The sequence below is a fragment of the Acinetobacter sp. CFCC 10889 genome, from assembly GCF_003268395.1.
Taxonomy (GTDB): Bacteria; Pseudomonadota; Gammaproteobacteria; order Pseudomonadales; family Moraxellaceae; genus Acinetobacter.
In genome coordinates, this window is the sequence record NZ_LQXQ01000037.1 from 22698 (window position 1) to 41789 (window position 19092).

The 19092-nt window shown below is 38.4% G+C and carries 15 protein-coding genes, 1 tRNA gene and 2 pseudogenes; 7 read left to right on the forward strand and 11 right to left on the reverse strand.

The features are described from left to right. Positions 1-12 precede the first annotated feature (12 nt). Positions 13-261: a hypothetical protein gene (locus tag AVJ19_RS13980; RefSeq protein WP_111860289.1), complete on the forward strand. Its 249-nt coding sequence runs from the start codon at positions 13-15 to the stop codon at positions 259-261. 95 nt (positions 262-356) lie between these two features. On the opposite strand, the gene AVJ19_RS13985 is transcribed toward AVJ19_RS13980, so the two are convergent. The 8 genes and pseudogenes from AVJ19_RS13985 to AVJ19_RS14020 all read right to left on the reverse strand — a co-directional run bounded on the left by AVJ19_RS13985 (position 357) and on the right by AVJ19_RS14020 (position 9065). Then, the gene (locus AVJ19_RS13985; RefSeq protein ID WP_111860290.1) at positions 357-977 is read right to left on the reverse strand and encodes a CatB-related O-acetyltransferase; all 621 of its coding nucleotides are present in this window, start codon (positions 975-977) and stop codon (positions 357-359) included. Between the two features lie 67 nt (positions 978-1044). Beyond that, positions 1045-1929 carry a class I SAM-dependent methyltransferase gene (locus tag AVJ19_RS13990; protein WP_111860291.1) on the reverse strand — a complete coding sequence of 295 codons (885 nt, stop codon included), beginning with the start codon at positions 1927-1929 and terminating at the stop codon, positions 1045-1047. A 113-nt stretch (positions 1930-2042) separates the two neighbouring features. Beyond that, positions 2043-2495, reverse strand: a complete 453-nt coding sequence (locus tag AVJ19_RS13995; RefSeq protein ID WP_111860292.1) for a hypothetical protein — start codon at positions 2493-2495, stop codon at positions 2043-2045. A gap of 91 nt (positions 2496-2586) precedes the next feature. After that, positions 2587-3064, reverse strand: a pseudogene (greA, locus tag AVJ19_RS14000) (transcription elongation factor GreA). 92 nt (positions 3065-3156) lie between these two features. Continuing rightward, a complete protein-coding gene (gene carB, locus AVJ19_RS14005) occupies positions 3157-6387 on the reverse strand; it encodes a carbamoyl-phosphate synthase large subunit (RefSeq protein WP_111860293.1) in 3231 nt (1076 codons plus the stop codon). Positions 6388-6400: 13 nt separating this feature from the next. After that, positions 6401-7543, reverse strand: coding sequence for a glutamine-hydrolyzing carbamoyl-phosphate synthase small subunit (carA, locus tag AVJ19_RS14010; RefSeq protein WP_111860294.1), 1143 nt, complete (start codon positions 7541-7543; stop codon positions 6401-6403). Between the two features lie 634 nt (positions 7544-8177). Next, positions 8178-8717 carry a DOMON-like domain-containing protein gene (locus AVJ19_RS14015; RefSeq protein ID WP_111860295.1) on the reverse strand — a complete coding sequence of 180 codons (540 nt, stop codon included), beginning with the start codon at positions 8715-8717 and terminating at the stop codon, positions 8178-8180. A 24-nt stretch (positions 8718-8741) separates the two neighbouring features. Continuing rightward, on the reverse strand, positions 8742-9065 hold the full coding sequence (locus tag AVJ19_RS14020) for a YhbY family RNA-binding protein (RefSeq protein ID WP_111860296.1): 324 nt from the start codon (positions 9063-9065) through the stop codon (positions 8742-8744). Positions 9066-9261: 196 nt separating this feature from the next. On the opposite strand from AVJ19_RS14020, the gene rlmE reads away from it, so the two are divergent. From rlmE to AVJ19_RS14045, 5 genes and pseudogenes are all read left to right on the forward strand, one after another. Further along, positions 9262-9930, forward strand: a complete 669-nt coding sequence (gene rlmE / locus AVJ19_RS14025; RefSeq protein ID WP_111860297.1) for a 23S rRNA (uridine(2552)-2'-O)-methyltransferase RlmE — start codon at positions 9262-9264, stop codon at positions 9928-9930. A 295-nt stretch (positions 9931-10225) separates the two neighbouring features. Next, positions 10226-12124, forward strand: coding sequence for an ATP-dependent zinc metalloprotease FtsH (gene ftsH / locus AVJ19_RS14030; protein ID WP_111860298.1), 1899 nt, complete (start codon positions 10226-10228; stop codon positions 12122-12124). A gap of 133 nt (positions 12125-12257) precedes the next feature. After that, positions 12258-13112, forward strand: a complete 855-nt coding sequence (folP, locus tag AVJ19_RS14035) for a dihydropteroate synthase (protein ID WP_111860299.1) — start codon at positions 12258-12260, stop codon at positions 13110-13112. 283 nt (positions 13113-13395) lie between these two features. Next, positions 13396-15035 (forward strand): annotated as a pseudogene (locus tag AVJ19_RS14040) (vWA domain-containing protein). Positions 15036-15114: 79 nt separating this feature from the next. Then, entirely contained in the window at positions 15115-15429 is a 315-nt protein-coding gene (locus tag AVJ19_RS14045) for a DUF5713 family protein (RefSeq protein WP_111860300.1), read from the forward strand. Positions 15430-15437: 8 nt separating this feature from the next. On the opposite strand, the gene AVJ19_RS14050 is transcribed toward AVJ19_RS14045, so the two are convergent. Beyond that, on the reverse strand, positions 15438-16067 hold the full coding sequence (locus AVJ19_RS14050; RefSeq protein WP_111860301.1) for a hypothetical protein: 630 nt from the start codon (positions 16065-16067) through the stop codon (positions 15438-15440). A gap of 122 nt (positions 16068-16189) precedes the next feature. Further along, positions 16190-16275: transfer RNA gene (locus AVJ19_RS14055), tRNA-Leu, on the reverse strand. A 207-nt stretch (positions 16276-16482) separates the two neighbouring features. On the opposite strand from AVJ19_RS14055, the gene AVJ19_RS14060 reads away from it, so the two are divergent. Continuing rightward, positions 16483-18252: an alkaline phosphatase D family protein gene (locus AVJ19_RS14060; protein ID WP_111860302.1), complete on the forward strand. Its 1770-nt coding sequence runs from the start codon at positions 16483-16485 to the stop codon at positions 18250-18252. Positions 18253-18554: 302 nt separating this feature from the next. On the opposite strand, the gene AVJ19_RS14065 is transcribed toward AVJ19_RS14060, so the two are convergent. Next, positions 18555-19010, reverse strand: a complete 456-nt coding sequence (locus tag AVJ19_RS14065; protein WP_162626615.1) for a hypothetical protein — start codon at positions 19008-19010, stop codon at positions 18555-18557. Between the last annotated feature and the right edge of the window lie 82 nt (positions 19011-19092).

Sequence of the window (19092 nt, forward strand, 5' to 3'; positions counted from 1 at the left end):
GGGAGATCGTAAATGACGGACACAAATGATTACGATGAAAATACAGAAGACAGCGCTGTAGATGATGATGAAGCGAAAGCTGCCGAAAAAGGCGCTGCTGCGAGTGATTCAACAGTTTCGGATGCTGACTTGGCAGAAGCAGAGACTTTAACGGTGACTGCGAAGAAAAGACAGCGTGAAGCACTTGAAGATGAAGTGGCTGCTTTTTTAGCACGTGGTGGAAAAATTACAGAAGTTCCACCTGATGAGTCAAAAGACTAAGCCACTTTTGTCAAAAATAGCCCAAATATTTTAGGTGAATGCTTGGAATAGTTTGGGCTTTTTTGTACTTGCAATCAAATCATGAGGAAAATGATTTAAATGTTATGAAAATGTTTAACCAATTGACTTAGATCCTCGGTTTGTAACTTTTCCCGCATTTTTAAAAACAGCTTTTCATCCATCTCATAGAGTTTAAGGGCAAGCAGTTTTTCGATTTCTTCCTCAGAAAAACGATACTTCATGACTTTAGCTGGAACACCACCGACGATGGCATAAGGTGGTACATCTTGTGTCACCACAGCACCTGTTGCCACTACTGCGCCTTCACCCAAAGTTACACCTTGCATAATCATGGCACGACTGCCAATCCAACAACCATCACCAATTACAGTATCACCCGCAGGCAAAAAACTACGTGTATCAAAAGGAAAGGTCGAAATCCAGTCAGGACGATGCAACTGATTTCCACCCATCATGATGACGCATTCAGCCCCAAAACACACAAAATTACCAATATAAAGCTGATCTATCGGCTTTTCAGTTGTAGCAGGCTTGTCATGTAAATAACGTACCACACAACGCTCAAAACCTTGATCCCAGTAGGCTGAATAATAAGAATAATTTCCTTTGATGTGAATGTTTGGGTTTTTCACAGTTTTAGAAATAAACTCAAATTCACACCAGTGTTTTACAGGTGAGTTAATGGAATCAGTCATATAAAAAGCAAAAGGCGAGTGGTTGCACCATTTTATATGACTTCAACACAAAGCGTAAGTAAATAGCCTAAGCTAATCTTAAATGAATCAACTGTGAAGCTGTGGTATGCTGAATATAATCAGCACGTTGATGAAAATAACGCTGTGTAATGTCAGTGCCTGATAAATCTTCTACAACGATATAGCCCATTTTTTCAATCGCTTGATGCAGTTCAGATGATGCAAAAGCACCTAATAATGGCTCTTTTAGGAAACGGGTAAATTGGGTTAAAGCAAATGCACCAAAACGTTCAATGCCTTGTAATTGCTTATAATCAATCGAATAGTCCATCACCAATTCACTGCCTGAAGCGGCAAAAGAGGCGATATTTTGTAGCGTACCTAGTGTGGTTTCAGGTGTTAAATAATGTGTAGTTCCCAACCATGAGAAGAATGCTTTTTCGTTAGGTTGATACTGACTGCGAAGTAGGGCATCAGCCAGTTTTTCTTTTTCAAAATCAATGCTGACAAATTCAACATTGGTAGGTAGTTGTTTAGATTTTAAAACAGACTTGAGTTGTTGAATTTTGGTTTTTTGCGTATCAGGATGATCGACTTCAAAGATTTTTAAATTTGGAAATTGTGCAGCCAAACGTAATACAAAAGAATCTAATCCTGCACCCACCAAAACATATTGCTGAATGTTATTCTTTTCAATGGCTTGTATTAAAAGGTCTTCGGTATAACGAGAACGCCCAACCACTTGTCCTGTGAGTTTACCAAAAGTTTGATTCATTAAAGTGGAATTTAAGGTTTTACGAAATAAGCCATTTTTGAGTAGAAAACGCCAACGGGCATTGGTCAGATCAAATGCATAAGGATCTGAAAATACAGGATCATTTGCGTAAAGATAGTGATTGGCACGCAGCGCAGCAGCAGCTTCGGCAGTTCGACTGACACGTCCTTTTTTCATAGTAGTTCCGTTGCAATTTTTTATTTTCTAATACTTTACAGAGAGCGTAAAAATTAACAATGGCTTATTATTCAAAGCGAATGGGGAAAATGATCATCTGACTATATCTAGTTTCACAATAGATTTATTTTAGCTTCTAACTGATGATATAAATCTAATAAATCTTTAAAATTTTCGCTATCTATATCAAAATATTGTGGATGATGTGTGATTTGATAGAGTAGTGGTTTTAACTGTGGATAAATCTGTTGGATTGAGCTAGGGCATTCACACATTTTGAGATAAACCAATTCTACAAAATATTGATGGGCAAAAGTAAAGTTAAGGTCTCCAAGTTCTGAACCTATTTCTAAGCATTTTTTGAATGCAAAAATATAGTACTTAAATACAGGGATAGGCATATATTGCATTTCAAACAATCTTTCCTGACTTGATTGTTGAATCATGAGAACAGCGTCATCTATATTTTTGCCCTGATATTTCGCAAATGTATAATTCAGATCATAGTCATTTGGAGGAATTTCTCCCCAATCCTCAAGTGATGGTAGCGTTAAATTATTCTTCATTAGGTTTTATTCTCAAAAAATATTTTAAATTTTTCAATAAAAAGGGCTGAATGATCAGCCCTAAATTTTATCAAAAACTTTCATATAAATATTATGAAAGATATTCAACTTTCACAACTTCGTATTCGACTTCGCCATTTGGTGTCTGAATTTTGGCTTCATCGCCTTCGTTTTTACCCAAAAGACCACGCAATCGGTGAGTTCACTGAGATTTTATTGATTTTAAAATCAGCTTCATCATCTCCAACGATACGATAAGTCTTTTGCTCTTCTGTATCTAAGTTTTCGATGGTTACAGTGACACCAAAAACAACACGACCTGTTTGTTCAAGTGTTTTAACATCAATCACTTGACATGCACCAAGTTTACCTTCGATGTCCTGAATACGACCTTCACAGAAACCTTGTTGCTCACGGGCAGCATGATATTCTGCATTTTCTTTTAAATCGCCATGTTCACGTGCTTCTGCAATTGCAGCAATAATACGTGGGCGATCAACAGATTTTAGCTGTTGTAATTCTTTCTCTAAGGCAACTTTGCCTTCTGGAGTCATAGGATAACGTTGCATTGTTGTCCCTCAAGTTAAGTATTTTAAAAATACAGTTAAAAAATAAAAAAGCCCCGCCACCGATAAGGTGACGGGACTTATCGGTAACTGAATTAACCTTTAGTTAGGTCTTGCAAGCGGTAGACATCCATAGGTAGTTTAATCGCTAAAGCTTGGCATACAGCATCAGCACCATTCAAAGTTGTTGTGTAATACACTTTACCTTGAAGCGCAGAGCGACGGATTGAGAATGAATCCTGCTGAGCTTGTTTGCCTTCGGTTGTATTGATAATGAGGTGAATTTCGCCATTTTTCAAGCGGTCGACGATATTAGGGCGACCTTCTGTGACTTTATTCACACGTTCAACTTCAATACCCGCAGCTTTGATCACATCAAAAGTACCGCCAGTTGCAATCACTTTGAAGCCAAGATCAGTCAACTGTTTTGCGATGCCAACTGCACGAGGCTTGTCCGAATCACGTACTGATAAGAATGCGTGTTTGATTTCGCCTTCCGTTGGTAGACCAGGTAAACGATCATTTGAACCTAGCACAGCTTTGTAGAATGCTTCGCCAAATGTTTTACCTACGCCCATCACTTCACCTGTAGATTTCATCTCAGGCCCAAGCACAGGATCAACGCCAGGGAATTTGTTGAATGGGAACACTGCTTCTTTGACAGAGAAGTGTTCAGGGATAATCTCTGCTGTGAATCCTTGAGATTCTAAAGATTGACCCGCCATACAACGTGCAGCAACTTTCGCTAAAGATTCACCGATACATTTAGAAACGAACGGTACTGTACGTGATGCACGTGGGTTTACTTCTAGGATGTAAACGTCATTACCTTTTACAGCATATTGAACATTCATCAAACCAACAACGCCAAGTTCTTTTGCCATTGCCACAGTTTGACGACGCATTTCGTCCTGAATTTCTTTAGATAAAGAATAAGGAGGAATAGAACATGCTGAGTCACCTGAGTGAATACCTGCTTGTTCGATGTGCTGCATGATCCCGCCGATCACAACATCTTTACCGTCAGATACGCAGTCCACATCAACTTCGATCGCATCATCAAGGAAGTGGTCAAGCAGTACAGGCGCTTCGTTAGATGCTTGTACAGCATCACGTAGGTAGCGTTTAAGTTCGTCATCGTTATAGACGATTTCCATCGCACGACCACCCAGTACATAAGAAGGGCGTACAACCAATGGATAACCCACTTTCGCAGCTTCAGCCATACCTTCTTCAGCAGATTTTACAATGCTGTTGTTTGGTTGGCGAAGTTGTAGACGTTGAATCATTTGTTGGAAACGTTCACGGTCTTCTGCACGGTCAATTGCATCAGGAGATGTACCGATAATTGGCGCACCCGCTTCTTCTAAAGCACGAGCCAGTTTAAGCGGAGTTTGACCACCGTACTGAACGATAATGCCTTTTGGCTTCTCGATACGTACGATTTCTAAAACATCTTCAAGTGTAATCGGTTCGAAGTACAAACGATCTGAAGTGTCATAATCCGTTGAAACAGTTTCAGGGTTACAGTTCACCATGATTGTTTCATAACCGTCATCACGCATTGCAAGAGCAGCGTGTACACAGCAGTAATCGAACTCGATCCCTTGACCAATACGGTTAGGACCACCACCAATCACCATGATCTTGTCACGGTTAGATGGATTCGCTTCACATTCTTCATCGTAAGTTGAGTACATATACGCTGTATCTGATTCAAACTCAGCAGCACATGTGTCAACACGTTTGTAAACTGGAGTTACACCCAAGTTCCAACGATGTTTACGGAATTGTTTTTGTGAAATGCCCATCAAGTTTGCAATGCGAAGGTCTGACAAACCTTTACGTTTGAATGAACGGATATTGTCCGCATTCAAATCACCAAAACCTAAAGTTTTGATCTGGTTTTCAGTTTTGATAATGTCTTCGATTTGGATCAAGAACCAACGATCAATTTTGGTTGCTTCAAATACTTCATCTAAAGTGAAGCCGTGACGGAATGCATCACCCACATACCAAATACGCTCTGGACCTGGAACTTTAAGTTCAACAAGGATCTTTTCACGTGCGCCTTCAGTACCCACAGCGATTTTTTCGTCAAAACCACATGCACCCACTTCAAGACCACGAAGCGCTTTAGATACAGACTCTTGGAAGTTACGACCAATCGCCATCACTTCACCTACAGATTTCATCTGAGTTGTCAGTGTCGCGTCAGCTTGTGGGAATTTCTCGAAGTTAAAACGAGGAATCTTCGTTACAACGTAGTCGATTGCAGGTTCGAAAGATGCAGGTGTTGTACCGCCAGTGATGTCGTTTTTCAACTCATCAAGGGTATAACCGACAGCCAGTTTCGCAGCAATTTTCGCGATTGGGAAACCCGTCGCTTTAGATGCAAGTGCAGATGAACGAGAAACACGTGGGTTCATCTCGATCACAACCATACGACCGTCTTTCGGGTTAATACCGAATTGAACGTTCGAACCACCTGTTTCTACACCGATTTCACGAAGAACCGCTAAAGATGCATTACGAAGTAACTGGAATTCTTTGTCTGTCAGTGTTTGCGCAGGCGCAACAGTGATTGAGTCACCTGTGTGCACGCCCATTGGGTCAAAGTTTTCAATGGTACATACGATGATACAGTTGTCGTTTTTGTCACGAACAACTTCCATTTCGTATTCTTTCCAACCAATTAAAGATTCATCAATCAATAATTGTTTGGTTGGAGAAAGATCGAAACCACGTTCACAGATTTCAATGAATTCTTCACGGTTGTAAGCAATACCACCGCCTGAACCACCCATGGTAAATGATGGGCGGATAATCACAGGGAAGCCGAAACGAGCTTGAATTTCAAGCGCGTGTTCCATGCTTTCTGCAACGTCAGCACGTGGACATTCCAAACCAATTTTGCGCATTGCGATATCGAAAAGTTTACGGTCTTCCGCTTTTTCGATCGCTTCTTTGGTCGCACCAATCAATTCAACATTGTATTTTTTCAAAATACCGTTGGCATCAAGTGCAAGTGCACAGTTCAATGCTGTTTGACCACCCATTGTCGGAAGAACAGCATCTGGGCGTTCTTTCTCAATGATTGCAGCAACAGTTTGCCAAGTAATCGGTTCGATATACGTTGCGTCTGCCATTGCAGGGTCAGTCATAATGGTCGCTGGGTTAGAGTTCACCAAAATAACACGGTAGCCTTCTTCACGAAGGGCTTTACACGCTTGTGCACCTGAGTAGTCAAACTCACATGCCTGACCGATCACAATCGGACCTGCACCAATAATTAGGATGCTTTTAATGTCTGTACGTTTAGCCATGATCGCTCCTCAATTATTTCTTAGATGCTTCAATAAGTTCGATGAAATGATCGAACAAAGGTGCGCAGTCGTGTGGACCAGGACTAGCTTCAGGGTGACCTTGGAAGCTGAACGCAGGTTTATCTGTACGATGAATACCTTGGAGCGTTTGATCGAACAATGATTTGTGCGTTGCTTTAAGGTTTGCAGGAAGCGTTTCAGCGTCTACAGCGAAGCCATGGTTTTGAGAAGTAATCATCACTGTACCCGTTTCCATGTTTTGAACAGGGTGGTTAGCACCGTGGTGACCATGAGGCATTTTCACAGTTTTTGCACCAGAAGCGAGTGCAAGGATTTGGTGACCTAAACAGATCCCAAAGACAGGAACATTACGTGCATCTTCAACAATGGTTTTTACTGCTTCAATCGCATAATCACATGCTGCTGGATCACCAGGACCATTTGACAAGAATACGCCATCTGGATTCAACGCAAGTACTTTTTCAGCAGGAGTTTGTGCAGGCACAACAGTTAGCTTACAACCGCGATCTGCAAGCATACGTAAGATGTTGGTTTTGACACCATAATCGTATGCAACCACATGGAATTTCGCTTCAGGTTGGGAGAAACCTTTGCCTAAAGTCCATGAGCCTTCAGTCCACTCGAAACCTTCAGGGTCACAGCATTCTTTGGCAAGGTCTAAACCATTTAAACCACCAAATGCACGTGCTTTTTCTAAAGCTTCTTCTTCAGTGATATTTTCACCTGCAAGGATGCAACCATTTTGTGCACCTTTTGCACGTAAAATACGCGTAAGTTTACGTGTGTCGATGTCTGCAATTGCAACAACATTGTGTTGTTGTAAATATTCAGCGAGAGATTGTTCAGCACGGAAGTTGCTGTGCAATAACGGTAAGTCACGAATGATTAAACCATTCGCCCAAACTTTATGAATGCGACCAGACTCTGCATCTTCATTGTTGCAACCTGTATTACCAATATGCGGGTAAGTTAAAGTTACAAGTTGTTGTGCATAACTTGGGTCAGTCAAAATTTCTTGATAGCCAGTCATGGCAGTATTAAAAACGACTTCACCAGTCGTACTTCCCGTAGCGCCGATCGATGTACCTTTGAAAATAGTACCGTCAGCGAGGGCTAAAATGGCGGGGATGCTCAAACCAAAGCTCCTGATCTAAAACCACAAAAATAGGGCTGTAAAAAAGCGAGTAGACGAAAAAAAAGGAAGGTCAATTTGATCTTACCCTCCTCATGTCTGCTCGCTTGTAACTTAACACTGCATTATACGCACAAGTCGTCCTAAAGTCCATGTAAAAAACCATCAAAATGTGAGATATGCACCTTGAATTTATCTTGATATTCTGCTTTTTAAATTTTGAATAATTCAGAATGATTTTGCAGAATTTATATATGAAATCAAAATTTAAAATTTATTGTTATAGTTTAGCTTGTTAGCGATTTTTATGGGAAATGCTACTATTGAGTATAGTTGAACAGTCGGTAAAAAAATGGTTTTGGATTTATTTAAAATTGAAGAGAGAGTAAGTTTTAAAATGAATCAATGATATGTTATCTAGATGAATTTAAGCTAAAAAAATGAGCAATGCAGATGATTCTTTAAATGATAGAAAATAGTATATGAAAACGAGATTTAGAATATAGAGGCAGATGGACATCAATCGTATTTTTAATATCAAAGCTATTTTTACTTTTTATAAGCTTTTTGGCTGAGACAAAGGTTGTGGATGAGTATAGAAGATAAAGCAAAAGGGGATACCTTTTGCTTATTTATCTTAAAAGGTATGTAACCAATCACGCTTGTTGTGAAAGTCAGCATTTGGGCTGCTATGTTGCATGGCAAAAAAATGTTCGCCTTGAGTGGTATTTAACACAGCCGTTAAGCCAATAAAAAGATCATCCCATTTTAATTTATGTTTGAGCATAAATTCGGTTAGATCAAGACTTACATTTAAACCGTAATGCGTACGCTTTAATTGGTTGAGTTCAATATCTTCAGCGACAACAGGTGGCATAATCTCAGGATAGCGATATTCTTCAAAAGCATAAGCTTGCCATGCCTGAGATGGGGAGAGATTGATTTCACGATAGAAATCTTCACCTTTAACTCCGATAAAGACTTCAAAACAGGTATTTTCCCATAAAAAGTCCATACGAGGATGTGATGCAACCAATTCGGGATATTGCATGAATTGGTTGGGGTCACGTAACCAATAGCCAACATTTAAGGTAAATGGGCTGACTTGTTCGATTGCACCGACCAATGAAATGCTTTGAAAACGGCGATCAAAAGCATTCAGTTCATAACTTGCCATAAGTTTTGCCAGTAAAATGTAAGCTTAGTTTGACAAATGTGCGTGGCGAACTAAGTTTGATAACTTAGGATTTTGTTTTGCTGCTTTTTTGTAGATCAAAGCAATTTTACCAATGGTTTGTACAACTTCAGCACCTGTAGTCTCAGCAACCTCAGCAATTGCAGCAGCACGTGCTTCACGATCTTCACCAGAAACTTTGATTTTGATCAATTCGTGGTCGTTTAGAGCACGGTTGGTTTCTTCGATGACATTTTCAGATAATCCTTTATCACCAATCATCACCACTGGATTTAATGCATGTCCGATTTGACGTAAACGCTTACGTTCTTGGATTGATAAAGCCGCCATAAAGATAACCTAATTTTAAAAACGGCTTAGTATAGCAAAACTCAAATTTAAACGCTGCACATTCTCACGAAATAATCGATCAAACTTATTTAAAAAAACATGCGCATAACAATGCATTTAGATACAGTTGTCTACTGCAAAAGCTTTGTTTTTCACGTACAATTAAAAGTTGAATGTCAATTTTATTTAGAGAGTTATGGCTACACGCATTACCAACCAAAAGTTATCTAAAAGTAGTCGTGCGTGGATGAGAGAGCATTTAGACGACCCATTTGTGAAAAAAGCACAAAAAGAGGGTTATCGTGCTCGGGCAGCGTACAAACTTCTTGAAATTCAAGAAAAATATAAAATGATTAAGCCTGGAATGACCGTGGTTGATTTAGGTGCAGCACCTGGTAGTTGGTCACAAATTGCAGGAAAATTGGTCGGCCCTAAGGGTTTAGTCATTGCTTCAGATATTCTTGAAATGGATGCTTTGCCAGATGTGACCTTTTTGCAAGGTGACTTTCGAGAAGAAGAAGTTTTTGAAAAATTGTTAAATATTTTAAATGGACGTACCGTAGACGTTGTAATTTCGGATATGGCCCCCAATACATCAGGTAATAAGGCAGTAGATCAACCACGCCAGATTTATCTATGCGAACTTGCACTTGATTTTGCTAATAAGGTTTTAGGACCCAAAGGGCAATTTGTTGTGAAAGTTTTCCAAGGTGATGGTTTTGATGAGTTTCGTAAGCAAGTCGTCAGTAGTTTTGAGGTCTTGAAAACAGCGAAACCTGCTGCGTCTCGGGCACGTTCAAAAGAAGTTTTTTTAATTGGACAGGGTCGTAAAAAGGTTTCGCAGCAAGTACAGATTGATGATTGAAATGTAAATTTTTAAGCATTCTCAGGTGCATGTGTTATGTTTGAAATTGTTTCTTAGTGCGGTTACACATTGCATAATGCGTTAACATTATGCGGTTAAATAACTTTACTTTGAAAAAATTTAAATGAAAAATGTAAATCATGTATGAATTGTCAATAAGTCCTCTTGCCAAGTTGTTAAAAATTGTGCATTTTGTACGTTTTTAAAATTTATTGCGAAATTCATTACTCGCTTTTTTGTTAGGATCACCCTCTAATGGGGCATGATCAAATTAGATTGATATGGGAATAAAGCTTTGAGCGATCTCTTCAAAAACGCCGTCTTATGGCTTGTGATACTCGGTGTACTGATTTTAATTTTCAGTAACATCAGCGACCGCAATAAGCCTGCTGCAATGAACTATTCTGAGTTTGTTACGGCGGTGAATGCTGGTCAGATTAAACAAGTCACAATTGATGGCGAAAGAATAAGTGGCGAAAAAACCAATGGTTCAGATTTTGAAAGTATCCGTCCTGCGGTTCAAGATCCAGAACTTATGCCTACTCTAATCAAAAATAACGTTGTTGTTGAAGGTACTGCACCTCAACGTCAAGGTTTGTTGATGCAACTTCTTATCGCAAGCTTCCCTGTACTTTTAATCATTTTGTTATTCATGTTCTTTATGCGCAACATGGGTGGTGGTGCAGGCGGTAAAAATGGTCCGATGAGTTTTGGTAAATCGAAAGCAAAAATGCTATCAGAAGACCAAATCAAGGTGACTTTTACCGATGTTGCAGGCTGTGATGAAGCAAAACAAGAAGTTGTTGAAATTGTAGATTTCTTAAAAGATCCAGCAAAATTCAAACGTCTTGGTGCGACTATTCCAAAAGGCGTATTAATGGTTGGTCCTCCAGGAACAGGTAAAACTTTACTTGCAAAAGCGATTGCAGGTGAAGCGAAAGTTCCGTTCTTTAGTATCTCAGGTTCTGACTTTGTTGAGATGTTTGTGGGTGTTGGTGCATCTCGTGTGCGTGACATGTTTGAGCAAGCAAAACGCCATGCGCCTTGTATCATCTTTATTGATGAGATTGATGCGGTGGGTCGTCATCGTGGTTCAGGTACAGGTGGTGGTCATGATGAGCGTGAGCAAACATTAAACCAAATGCTTGTTGAAATGGATGGTTTCGAAGGTAATGAAGGTATTATTGTTATTGCTGCGACCAACCGTGCAGATGTACTTGATAAAGCATTGCTTCGTCCAGGGCGTTTTGACCGTCAAGTGATGGTAGGTCTTCCGGATATTAAAGGTCGTGAACAGATCCTTAATGTTCACTTGAAGAAATTACCTTCTGTAACCGGTGTGGATGTTAAAGTGCTTGCACGTGGTACACCTGGATTTTCTGGTGCACAGTTAGCGAACCTTGTGAATGAGGCTGCATTATTTGCTGCACGTCGTAACAAGAATACAGTTGATATGCATGACTTTGAAGATGCAAAAGACAAGATTTACATGGGACCAGAACGTAAATCAATGGTGATTCGTGATGAGGAGCGCCGTGCGACTGCTTATCATGAAGCAGGTCATGCGATTGTTGCTGAAATCCTTCCTGGTACAGACCCAGTGCATAAAGTCACAATTATGCCACGTGGTTGGGCACTTGGTGTGACTTGGCAGTTACCTGAACAAGATGCGATTAGTCATTACAAATCAAAAATGTTGAATGAGCTGTCTATCTTATTTGGTGGTCGTATTGCCGAAGAAGTCTTCATTAATCAAATGTCGACAGGTGCTTCAAATGACTTCGAACGTGCAACCAAAATGGCACGTGCGATGGTAACCAAATACGGCATGTCTGATAAAATGGGCGTGATGGTTTATGAAGAAGAGAACCAAAATGGTTTCTTTGGAAATATGGGTAATCGCACTATTTCAGAAGCAACGCAGCAACAAGTTGACCAAGAAGTTCGTCGTATTTTAGATGAACAGTATAAAGTTGCACGTGAGATTATTGAAAATAATCAAGATATTGCGCATGCGATGGTGAAAGCTTTAATGGAATGGGAAACGATTGATCGTGATCAAATCCGTGACATTATGGAAGGTCGTGAACCACAACCACCAAAAGTGTATGTTGCAGAAAATCCAGTGATTGATGTAACACCGATTGATGGTTCTGAAACACCACCACCATTACCTTCATTGCCAAAGCTTTAAGTTTAAATGATGTAAATGAAACCGCCTTCGGGTGGTTTTTTTATGCATTGAAAATAATTCTAGTTGAAAGCTCACCACAGTTTGCTCTCAAAAAGTTAAAATAGAGTTTATTATGATGAGGACATGCAGTGCTATGAAATTAGTCGCTTTACCGAAACGGATTTTACAATGTGGTAATCAGCAATTGGATTTGTCGCAACCACATGTGATGGGTATTTTAAATGTCACACCTGACTCATTTAGTGATGGTGGAAAGCATAATGATGTTGAGCAAGCTGTTACTCATGCGAAGCAAATGATGGCTGATGGTGCAACAGTGATTGATATTGGTGGGGAGTCTACACGTTCGGGTGCTTCACCTGTATCTGTCGAAGAGGAAATCCGCCGTGTTGTGCCTGTGGTTGAGCAATTGGCAAAAGAAAAAGTGATCATTTCTATTGATACATCAGAACCTGAAGTAATCAAAGCGGCTGTTCAAGCAGGGGCGCAGATCTGGAATGATGTACGTGCATTGACACGTCCAAATGCATTGCAAACAGCAGTCAAACTTGATATTCCAATTATCATTATGCATATGCGTGGTGAGCCAACTACAATGAATAATCTTGATCAGTATCAAGATGTAACACAGGATGTGGTTGCTGAGTTAAGTCAGCGTGTCGAGGAAGCATTAAAGGCAGGTGTGAAGCCTGAAAATATCATGATTGATCCTGGTTTTGGTTTTGCCAAAAATGCACAGCAAAATTTAAAGCTGCTTCAAGAGTTTCATAAACTGAATGAGATGGGTTATCCAATACTTTCAGCATTATCACGTAAGCGTTTTATTGGTGAGGCGCTCAATGGTGCAGATGCACAGCAGCGCGCGGTGGGAAGTGTGGCTGCTCATTTGATGAGTATTCAGCAGGGGGCATGTATGGTGCGAGCACATGATGTAAAAGCGATGCATGATGCAATTTTGGTGTGGCAAGCCACAATGAATGTTAAGTAGTCACAGATTTAAAGCTCAATTTTTTGTATTGAAAATCACACAATGAGAACTAAGTTCTTATTGTGTTTTTTATATTTCTTTATGTTAAGCTAAAAAATTACATAAAATATAATTAAAATATTGAAAAATAATGATTTTATTAAAATTACAAAAACACTATAAAATCATGTCAACCAAAGTCAACTTGCGTATTGCGAAAAATATCTACTGTTATAATATAACAATTGAAATGTATCGATATACATCAAAACAAATACTACAAGTATGAATTGAGGGTTGAGTGATGAAAATAAAATATACAATTTTGGCTGTTTCGGTAGTTGCAGTTTTAATGTCAGGTTGTTCTAAAAAAACAGAAGAGTCATCAAGCGAAATGGTTTCAACTGAGGCAGTAGCAGCAGATGCAGCTTATGAACCAACAGCGGTAGCAGCAGATGCAAGTGCAGAAGTAGCGGCTTATGGCTCTGAGGAAAATACAGAAAATTATCAAAAACTGAACAAAACACAGTGAAAAGTGTCGTAAAGGAACCAATTTCAACATTTAGTGCTGATGTAGACACGGGAAGTTATGCCAATGTACGTCGCTTCCTTACACAGGATCGAACTTTGCCACCTGTAGACGCAGTGCGCGTTGAAGAGTTGATTAATTACTTTAATTATCATTATCCACAACCTGCAGGTAGTCATCCATTTTCTGTGAATACTGAAACTGTAGATTCACCTTGGCAAGCCAATGCTAAAGTGATTCGTATTGGTATTCAAGCTAAAAATATTGGTCAAAAACAACTTCCTCCTGCAAATTTGGTGTTCTTAGTTGATGTATCTGGCAGTATGGATGAGGAGAAAAAATTACCTTTAGTGAAAAAAACTTTGTCGATTTTGACGGAACAATTGCGCCCACAAGATAAAGTGACATTGATTACTTATTCAGGGCATGAGGAAATTGTGCTTGAGCCAACCTCAGGTGAGAACAAAAGTAAAATTTTAAATGCGATTAATGAGCTTTCAGCAAGTGGTTCAACATCAGGTGAAAGTGCCATTCAAATGGCGTATAAAGAGGCGCAAAAATCATTTATTAAGAACGGGATTAATCGTATTTTAATTGCTACGGATGGTGATTTTAATGTCGGTATTACAGATTTTGATACGCTGAAAAATATGATTGCTGAAAAGCGCAAAACAGGGATTTCATTTACCACTTTAGGCTTTGGTCGTGGTAATTATGATGAGCAATTGATGGAGCAATTGGCGGATGCGGGCGATGGGAATTACAGTTATATTGACAATGAAAATGAAGCAAAGAAAGTATTGAAGCAGCAACTCAGTTCAACACTGGCTACAGTTGCACAAGATGTAAAAATTCAGGTTGAATTTAATCCTGCTACGGTAAAAGAATATCGTTTGATTGGTTATGAAAATCGTATGCTAAATCAAGAAGATTTTAATAACGATAAGGTTGATGCTGGTGATATTGGTGCAGGACATACCGTAACTGCTTTATATGAAATTATTCCCACAGGGCAAAAAGGTTGGTTGGCAGATTCACGTTATCAAGATGCAGCCAAAAAAGAAGGAAGTAAGACAGAGTATGCTTATTTAAATTTACGTTATAAATTACCAAATACTGCGAAAAGTATTTTACTCACGCAGCCTATTGCGGCTGCATCGAAACCATTGGCACAAGCCAGTGCTGATACTCGTTTTGCACTAGCAGTAGCTAGTTATGGTCAGCAATTAAAAGGTGCTAAGTATAGTGGTGCAATGGGTTGGAATGATATTGTGCAATTGGCGAAATCGGCAAAACAACCTGATGAGTTTGGTTTAAAAGCTGAATTTATTGATTTGCTTCAACGAGCAAAAAGTATGAGTTCAGACAAAGCGCAGACACAACAGTCAACCCAACAAATTAACCGAGCTTCTTAATTTGTGCTGGAGAAGTTTGTTGTTTTGTATTCATTATGTTATATAGATGCGCTTATCGAATGCTAAATATTAGGTTCATATGTTTAACGATTTACTTCTCCCGATGTTTGACGATGACTACTACCCAGATATTTTGGTTGCCGAAGTCAAACAAATGATCGAAGCTTTTGCAAAAAAGATTGCAAAATCAAGCCTAAGTGATGATGAGCTTTATCATGTTGCACATAGTACTGTGGTGGAAATTAATAAAATGAAACCTCAGTTTGAAGACCTTGATTCATCTTTGGATGATACGGCGGCAGATTGTATTGCGGAAGCGATGATGATGGTGGCGCAAGATCAAGGTTATATGGATGTTGAAATGGAAGAGTTGATTTCAAATAGAGAGTGGTAAGCCACTCTTTATTTTGTTGATTTTTTATTATAAATGATTAAAACGTTTGGTTTAATGATCGAGTTTAATGCGGAAAGTGAAACTTTATAATAACAACCTGTTGAATAATAAATACCACTAAATTCATCGTTAATGGGCATGACTAAAACATAGCTATCATTTTGATCAATGGCTATCATGACTTGATAATACTCTTTATTATTATATATTTTTCTAAAATCATCGATATTAAACCCTGAAACTTGTGTATAGCCCATCTCATACATAGCTCTTTTTATTGCTAATAATGAAATTCGCTCAAAAGACTTATTAACATTGGTTAATAATTGTTGCTTGAGTAATACTTGCTGAATAGTGTTATGTTCCATCTCTTGTTGATAGTGTAAATATATGGCTAACTTTAATAAATAAGCCAAATGTTCACTTGCTTGCTGTGTATGATTATTTACTTTGGGGAAGTGAATAGGGATTTGATGATTCGACTGTTTATAGCGATATAAAGGATCGACAATACATTCATTATATAATACTTGTTCAATTATATTGATTTCTTGACTTAATTTTGCATAGATATTGGCAGGATAGAGATATATTAAAAATGGAATAAATAATATATTTTGCTTAGATTTTAATTTCATCAGCGTTCCTTAGTTGCGAACAAATTTTTATTATCATGATAGAGTTATTTGTGTTTTATAAGGCATAAAAAAACCTGCATATTGCAGGATTCTTTATTGCACCATTTTAAGAAGTATTAAAATGGTGCCCGAGGCCAGACTCGAACTGGCACGCTTTGTGGGCGGGGGATTTTAAATCCCCTGTGTCTACCGATTTCACCACTCGGGCATGAGCGCAATAATAAAGAACAAAATAAATCTTGGCAAGTGCATTTGTGATTATTTGCTTTCTTTTCAATCAATTCAATGATGCTTGCTATAAAAAACAGCATTTTTCCTGAAAAATAAAAAAAATATCATGATTGTGTCATGAATCTGAGATCAAAAAGCAATATTACATCTCTAGGTTGTAAGAATAAAAAATTAGGGAAGAATCATGTCGAATTCAATTTCACGTCGTAAATTAATACAAAGCACATTGGCAGGTTTTGGGGCTTTATCTTTACCAATCAGTTTAACTGCTTGTGGGGATGATAAAGAGAGTGGGGGAGTTGAGCCTACCGTTAAAGTTGAGTTTTTGCATGGGGTTGCCAGTGGTGATCCATTAAAAGACAAAGTTATTTTATGGACACGTTTAACACCACAAGATACATCATTGCGTCTAGAGGTGATTTGGGAAATTGCAACAGACGATAAATTCACGCAAATTGTAAACTCAGGCAAAGTTCAAACTGCTCAAGCGCAAGATTTCACCATTAAAGTTGATGCGAACAAATTAAGATCAAACCAAACTTACTTTTATCGTTTTAAGTTTGGTAATGTGATTTCGCCGATTGGGCGTACCAAAACATTGCCTGAAACCACCAATAAAGTGCAGTTTGCGGTATGTTCGTGTTCAAATTATCCAGCAGGTTATTTTCATGTTTATCGTGAAATGGCACAGCAAAATGTCGATGTGATTATTCATTTGGGTGATTATATCTATGAATATGGGCAAGACGGTTATGCAACCGAAGATGCTGCAAAGCTTGGGCGTACTTTGGCTACGGATAATAATAAAGAAATTATCAAATTAGATGATTATCGTAAACGTTATGCCTTGTATCGTACAGATGCAGATTTGCAAGCAGCACATCAGCGCCATCCATTTATTGTGGTTTGGGATGATCATGAGCTCAGTAATGATACATGGAAAGATGGTGCTGAAAATCATCAGGACAATGAAGGTAAATTTTTAGACCGTAAACTTGCTGCATTACAAGCGTATTTTGAATGGATGCCGATACGTCCTGTTGCTGAAAATGATCATTTGAATATTTATCGTCAGTTTAATTTTGGTAATTTGGTTGAACTGACGATGTTGGATACACGGATTTTAGCCCGTGATCAACAGCTTGATTATGTAAATTATATGACTGCACAAGGGTTGGATATTCAGCGTTTTCAAGCAGATTTAATCAATCCAATGCGTACTTTGATGGGCTATACACAACGTGATTGGTTGCAAAAGAAGTTGGCACAATCAACCGCAACATGGAATGTACTTGGTCAACAAGTCCTGATATCAAAAATGTTGATTCCTGCTGAGTTACTTATGTCTTTAGCGGCGATTACCAGCGGCAATGTTAGCAATGAAGCATTATTAAAAATGACTCAACAAATCACAGCATTGGTGACCATTAAAATGCGTTTGTTGCAAAATGATCCACGTTTAACCGAAGCAGAAAAAGCACGTGTCACTACGGTTGCACCTTATAATTTGGATGCTTGGGATGGTTATTATGCAGAGCGTGAGATTTTATATAGCACACTGAAAAGCTTGAAAAAGAAAGTCGTAGTGCTTGCAGGAGATACGCATAATGCGTGGTCTTCAAATTTACATAGTCAAACAGGCGAGTTGGTTGGTGTGGAGTTTGCAACGAGTTCTGTAAGTTCACCGGGTATGGAAAAATATTTGAATATCCCACAAGCGCAGTTACAGCAATTTGAAATGGCATTCACCACATTGATTGATGAATTAGCTTATACCAACTTAAATCAACGTGGTTATTTGTTGGTGAGTTTTACTGAGAAAAATGTGCAAGCGGATTGGATTTTTGTGAATACCATTAAAGATAAACAGTATGCGGTTGATACGAAAAGAAATTATCAAGTTATTTTAGATGGTAATTTTTCAGTGATTCAAGATGTAGCGAAAACTGCGTGATTGAATGATTTAATCAATAGGCTGATGAGGCGTTTCTTAGCCTATTGATATTTAAAACTCTATAGGTATAGCTGTTATGCTGGTTTGGATTTCAACTTCTTTTAGTGTATCAATGGTACAGGTGTCGAGTAATATTTTAGTGGTTGCACTATATGTTTTAGTGTGTGAATCTTGCTGTTTTTTTAAGAACCTTTGCAATAAAATCTCTATTAAAATAGATAGTTAAACTTTCAATAGATTGGTTATTATAAGCGGTAATAACTACAAAGTTTTGTGGTAAATCATTTGTTGTATGGAGTGGATTATTTTGTTATTGAACTTTTGTTTGTATGAGCCTCAAGGGTTTCTTCATTTGTTTCAAGTGTAGAAAAATCAATACCTAAATATTCATCCGTGGTTTGATGATCTGTCAGACCATTTTCTAAACTCGACCATAAAAGCTCACCATCAATAGAATAGTGCTCGGTTGATCCATTTCGTCGTTGTACCACATAGTAATCTAGTTGATTTTGATTATTATTTACTTTTTGGTAAGTTTCACCTTCAAAGAGTGTAAAAGGTAAAGTATCTGTGTTTTTTTGTACTGTATTAGGTGGATTTTTATCTTGATCAAAAATAGAGTTTTCTATGAATTTTGCTGTTATTTTTGCTAAAAAATGAAAGAGCCCCTCCCCAATTTCTGCTGCAACTTTACATCCTGTAAGTTGTAGTGATGTGCAGATGAGAAATAAGGCGAAAATTTTTTTAGATAATTGCAATATCGGCATTTTTATTCTCAGTTATATGTTATGAATGATTATCGTTAATGTGTGCCATTTTTATGAATGTAAAAAATTTTGG

Excerpts from the sequence above, each read along its gene's own strand:
- AVJ19_RS14045 (WP_111860300.1), top strand. The coding sequence starts at position 15,115 with ATGTTTAACGATTTACTTCTCCCGATGTTTGACGATGACTACTACCCA.
- AVJ19_RS13985 (WP_111860290.1), bottom strand. The coding sequence starts at position 977 with ATGACTGATTCCATTAACTCACCTGTAAAACACTGGTGTGAATTTGAG.
- AVJ19_RS13990 (WP_111860291.1), bottom strand. The coding sequence starts at position 1,929 with ATGAAAAAAGGACGTGTCAGTCGAACTGCCGAAGCTGCTGCTGCGCTG.
- AVJ19_RS14060 (WP_111860302.1), top strand. The coding sequence starts at position 16,483 with ATGTCGAATTCAATTTCACGTCGTAAATTAATACAAAGCACATTGGCA.
- AVJ19_RS14050 (WP_111860301.1), bottom strand. The coding sequence starts at position 16,067 with ATGAAATTAAAATCTAAGCAAAATATATTATTTATTCCATTTTTAATA.
- folP (WP_111860299.1), top strand. The coding sequence starts at position 12,258 with ATGAAATTAGTCGCTTTACCGAAACGGATTTTACAATGTGGTAATCAG.
- AVJ19_RS14015 (WP_111860295.1), bottom strand. The coding sequence starts at position 8,717 with ATGGCAAGTTATGAACTGAATGCTTTTGATCGCCGTTTTCAAAGCATT.
- rlmE (WP_111860297.1), top strand. The coding sequence starts at position 9,262 with ATGGCTACACGCATTACCAACCAAAAGTTATCTAAAAGTAGTCGTGCG.
- carB (WP_111860293.1), bottom strand. The coding sequence starts at position 6,387 with ATGGCTAAACGTACAGACATTAAAAGCATCCTAATTATTGGTGCAGGT.
- AVJ19_RS14020 (WP_111860296.1), bottom strand. The coding sequence starts at position 9,065 with ATGGCGGCTTTATCAATCCAAGAACGTAAGCGTTTACGTCAAATCGGA.
- AVJ19_RS13995 (WP_111860292.1), bottom strand. The coding sequence starts at position 2,495 with ATGAAGAATAATTTAACGCTACCATCACTTGAGGATTGGGGAGAAATT.
- AVJ19_RS13980 (WP_111860289.1), top strand. The coding sequence starts at position 13 with ATGACGGACACAAATGATTACGATGAAAATACAGAAGACAGCGCTGTA.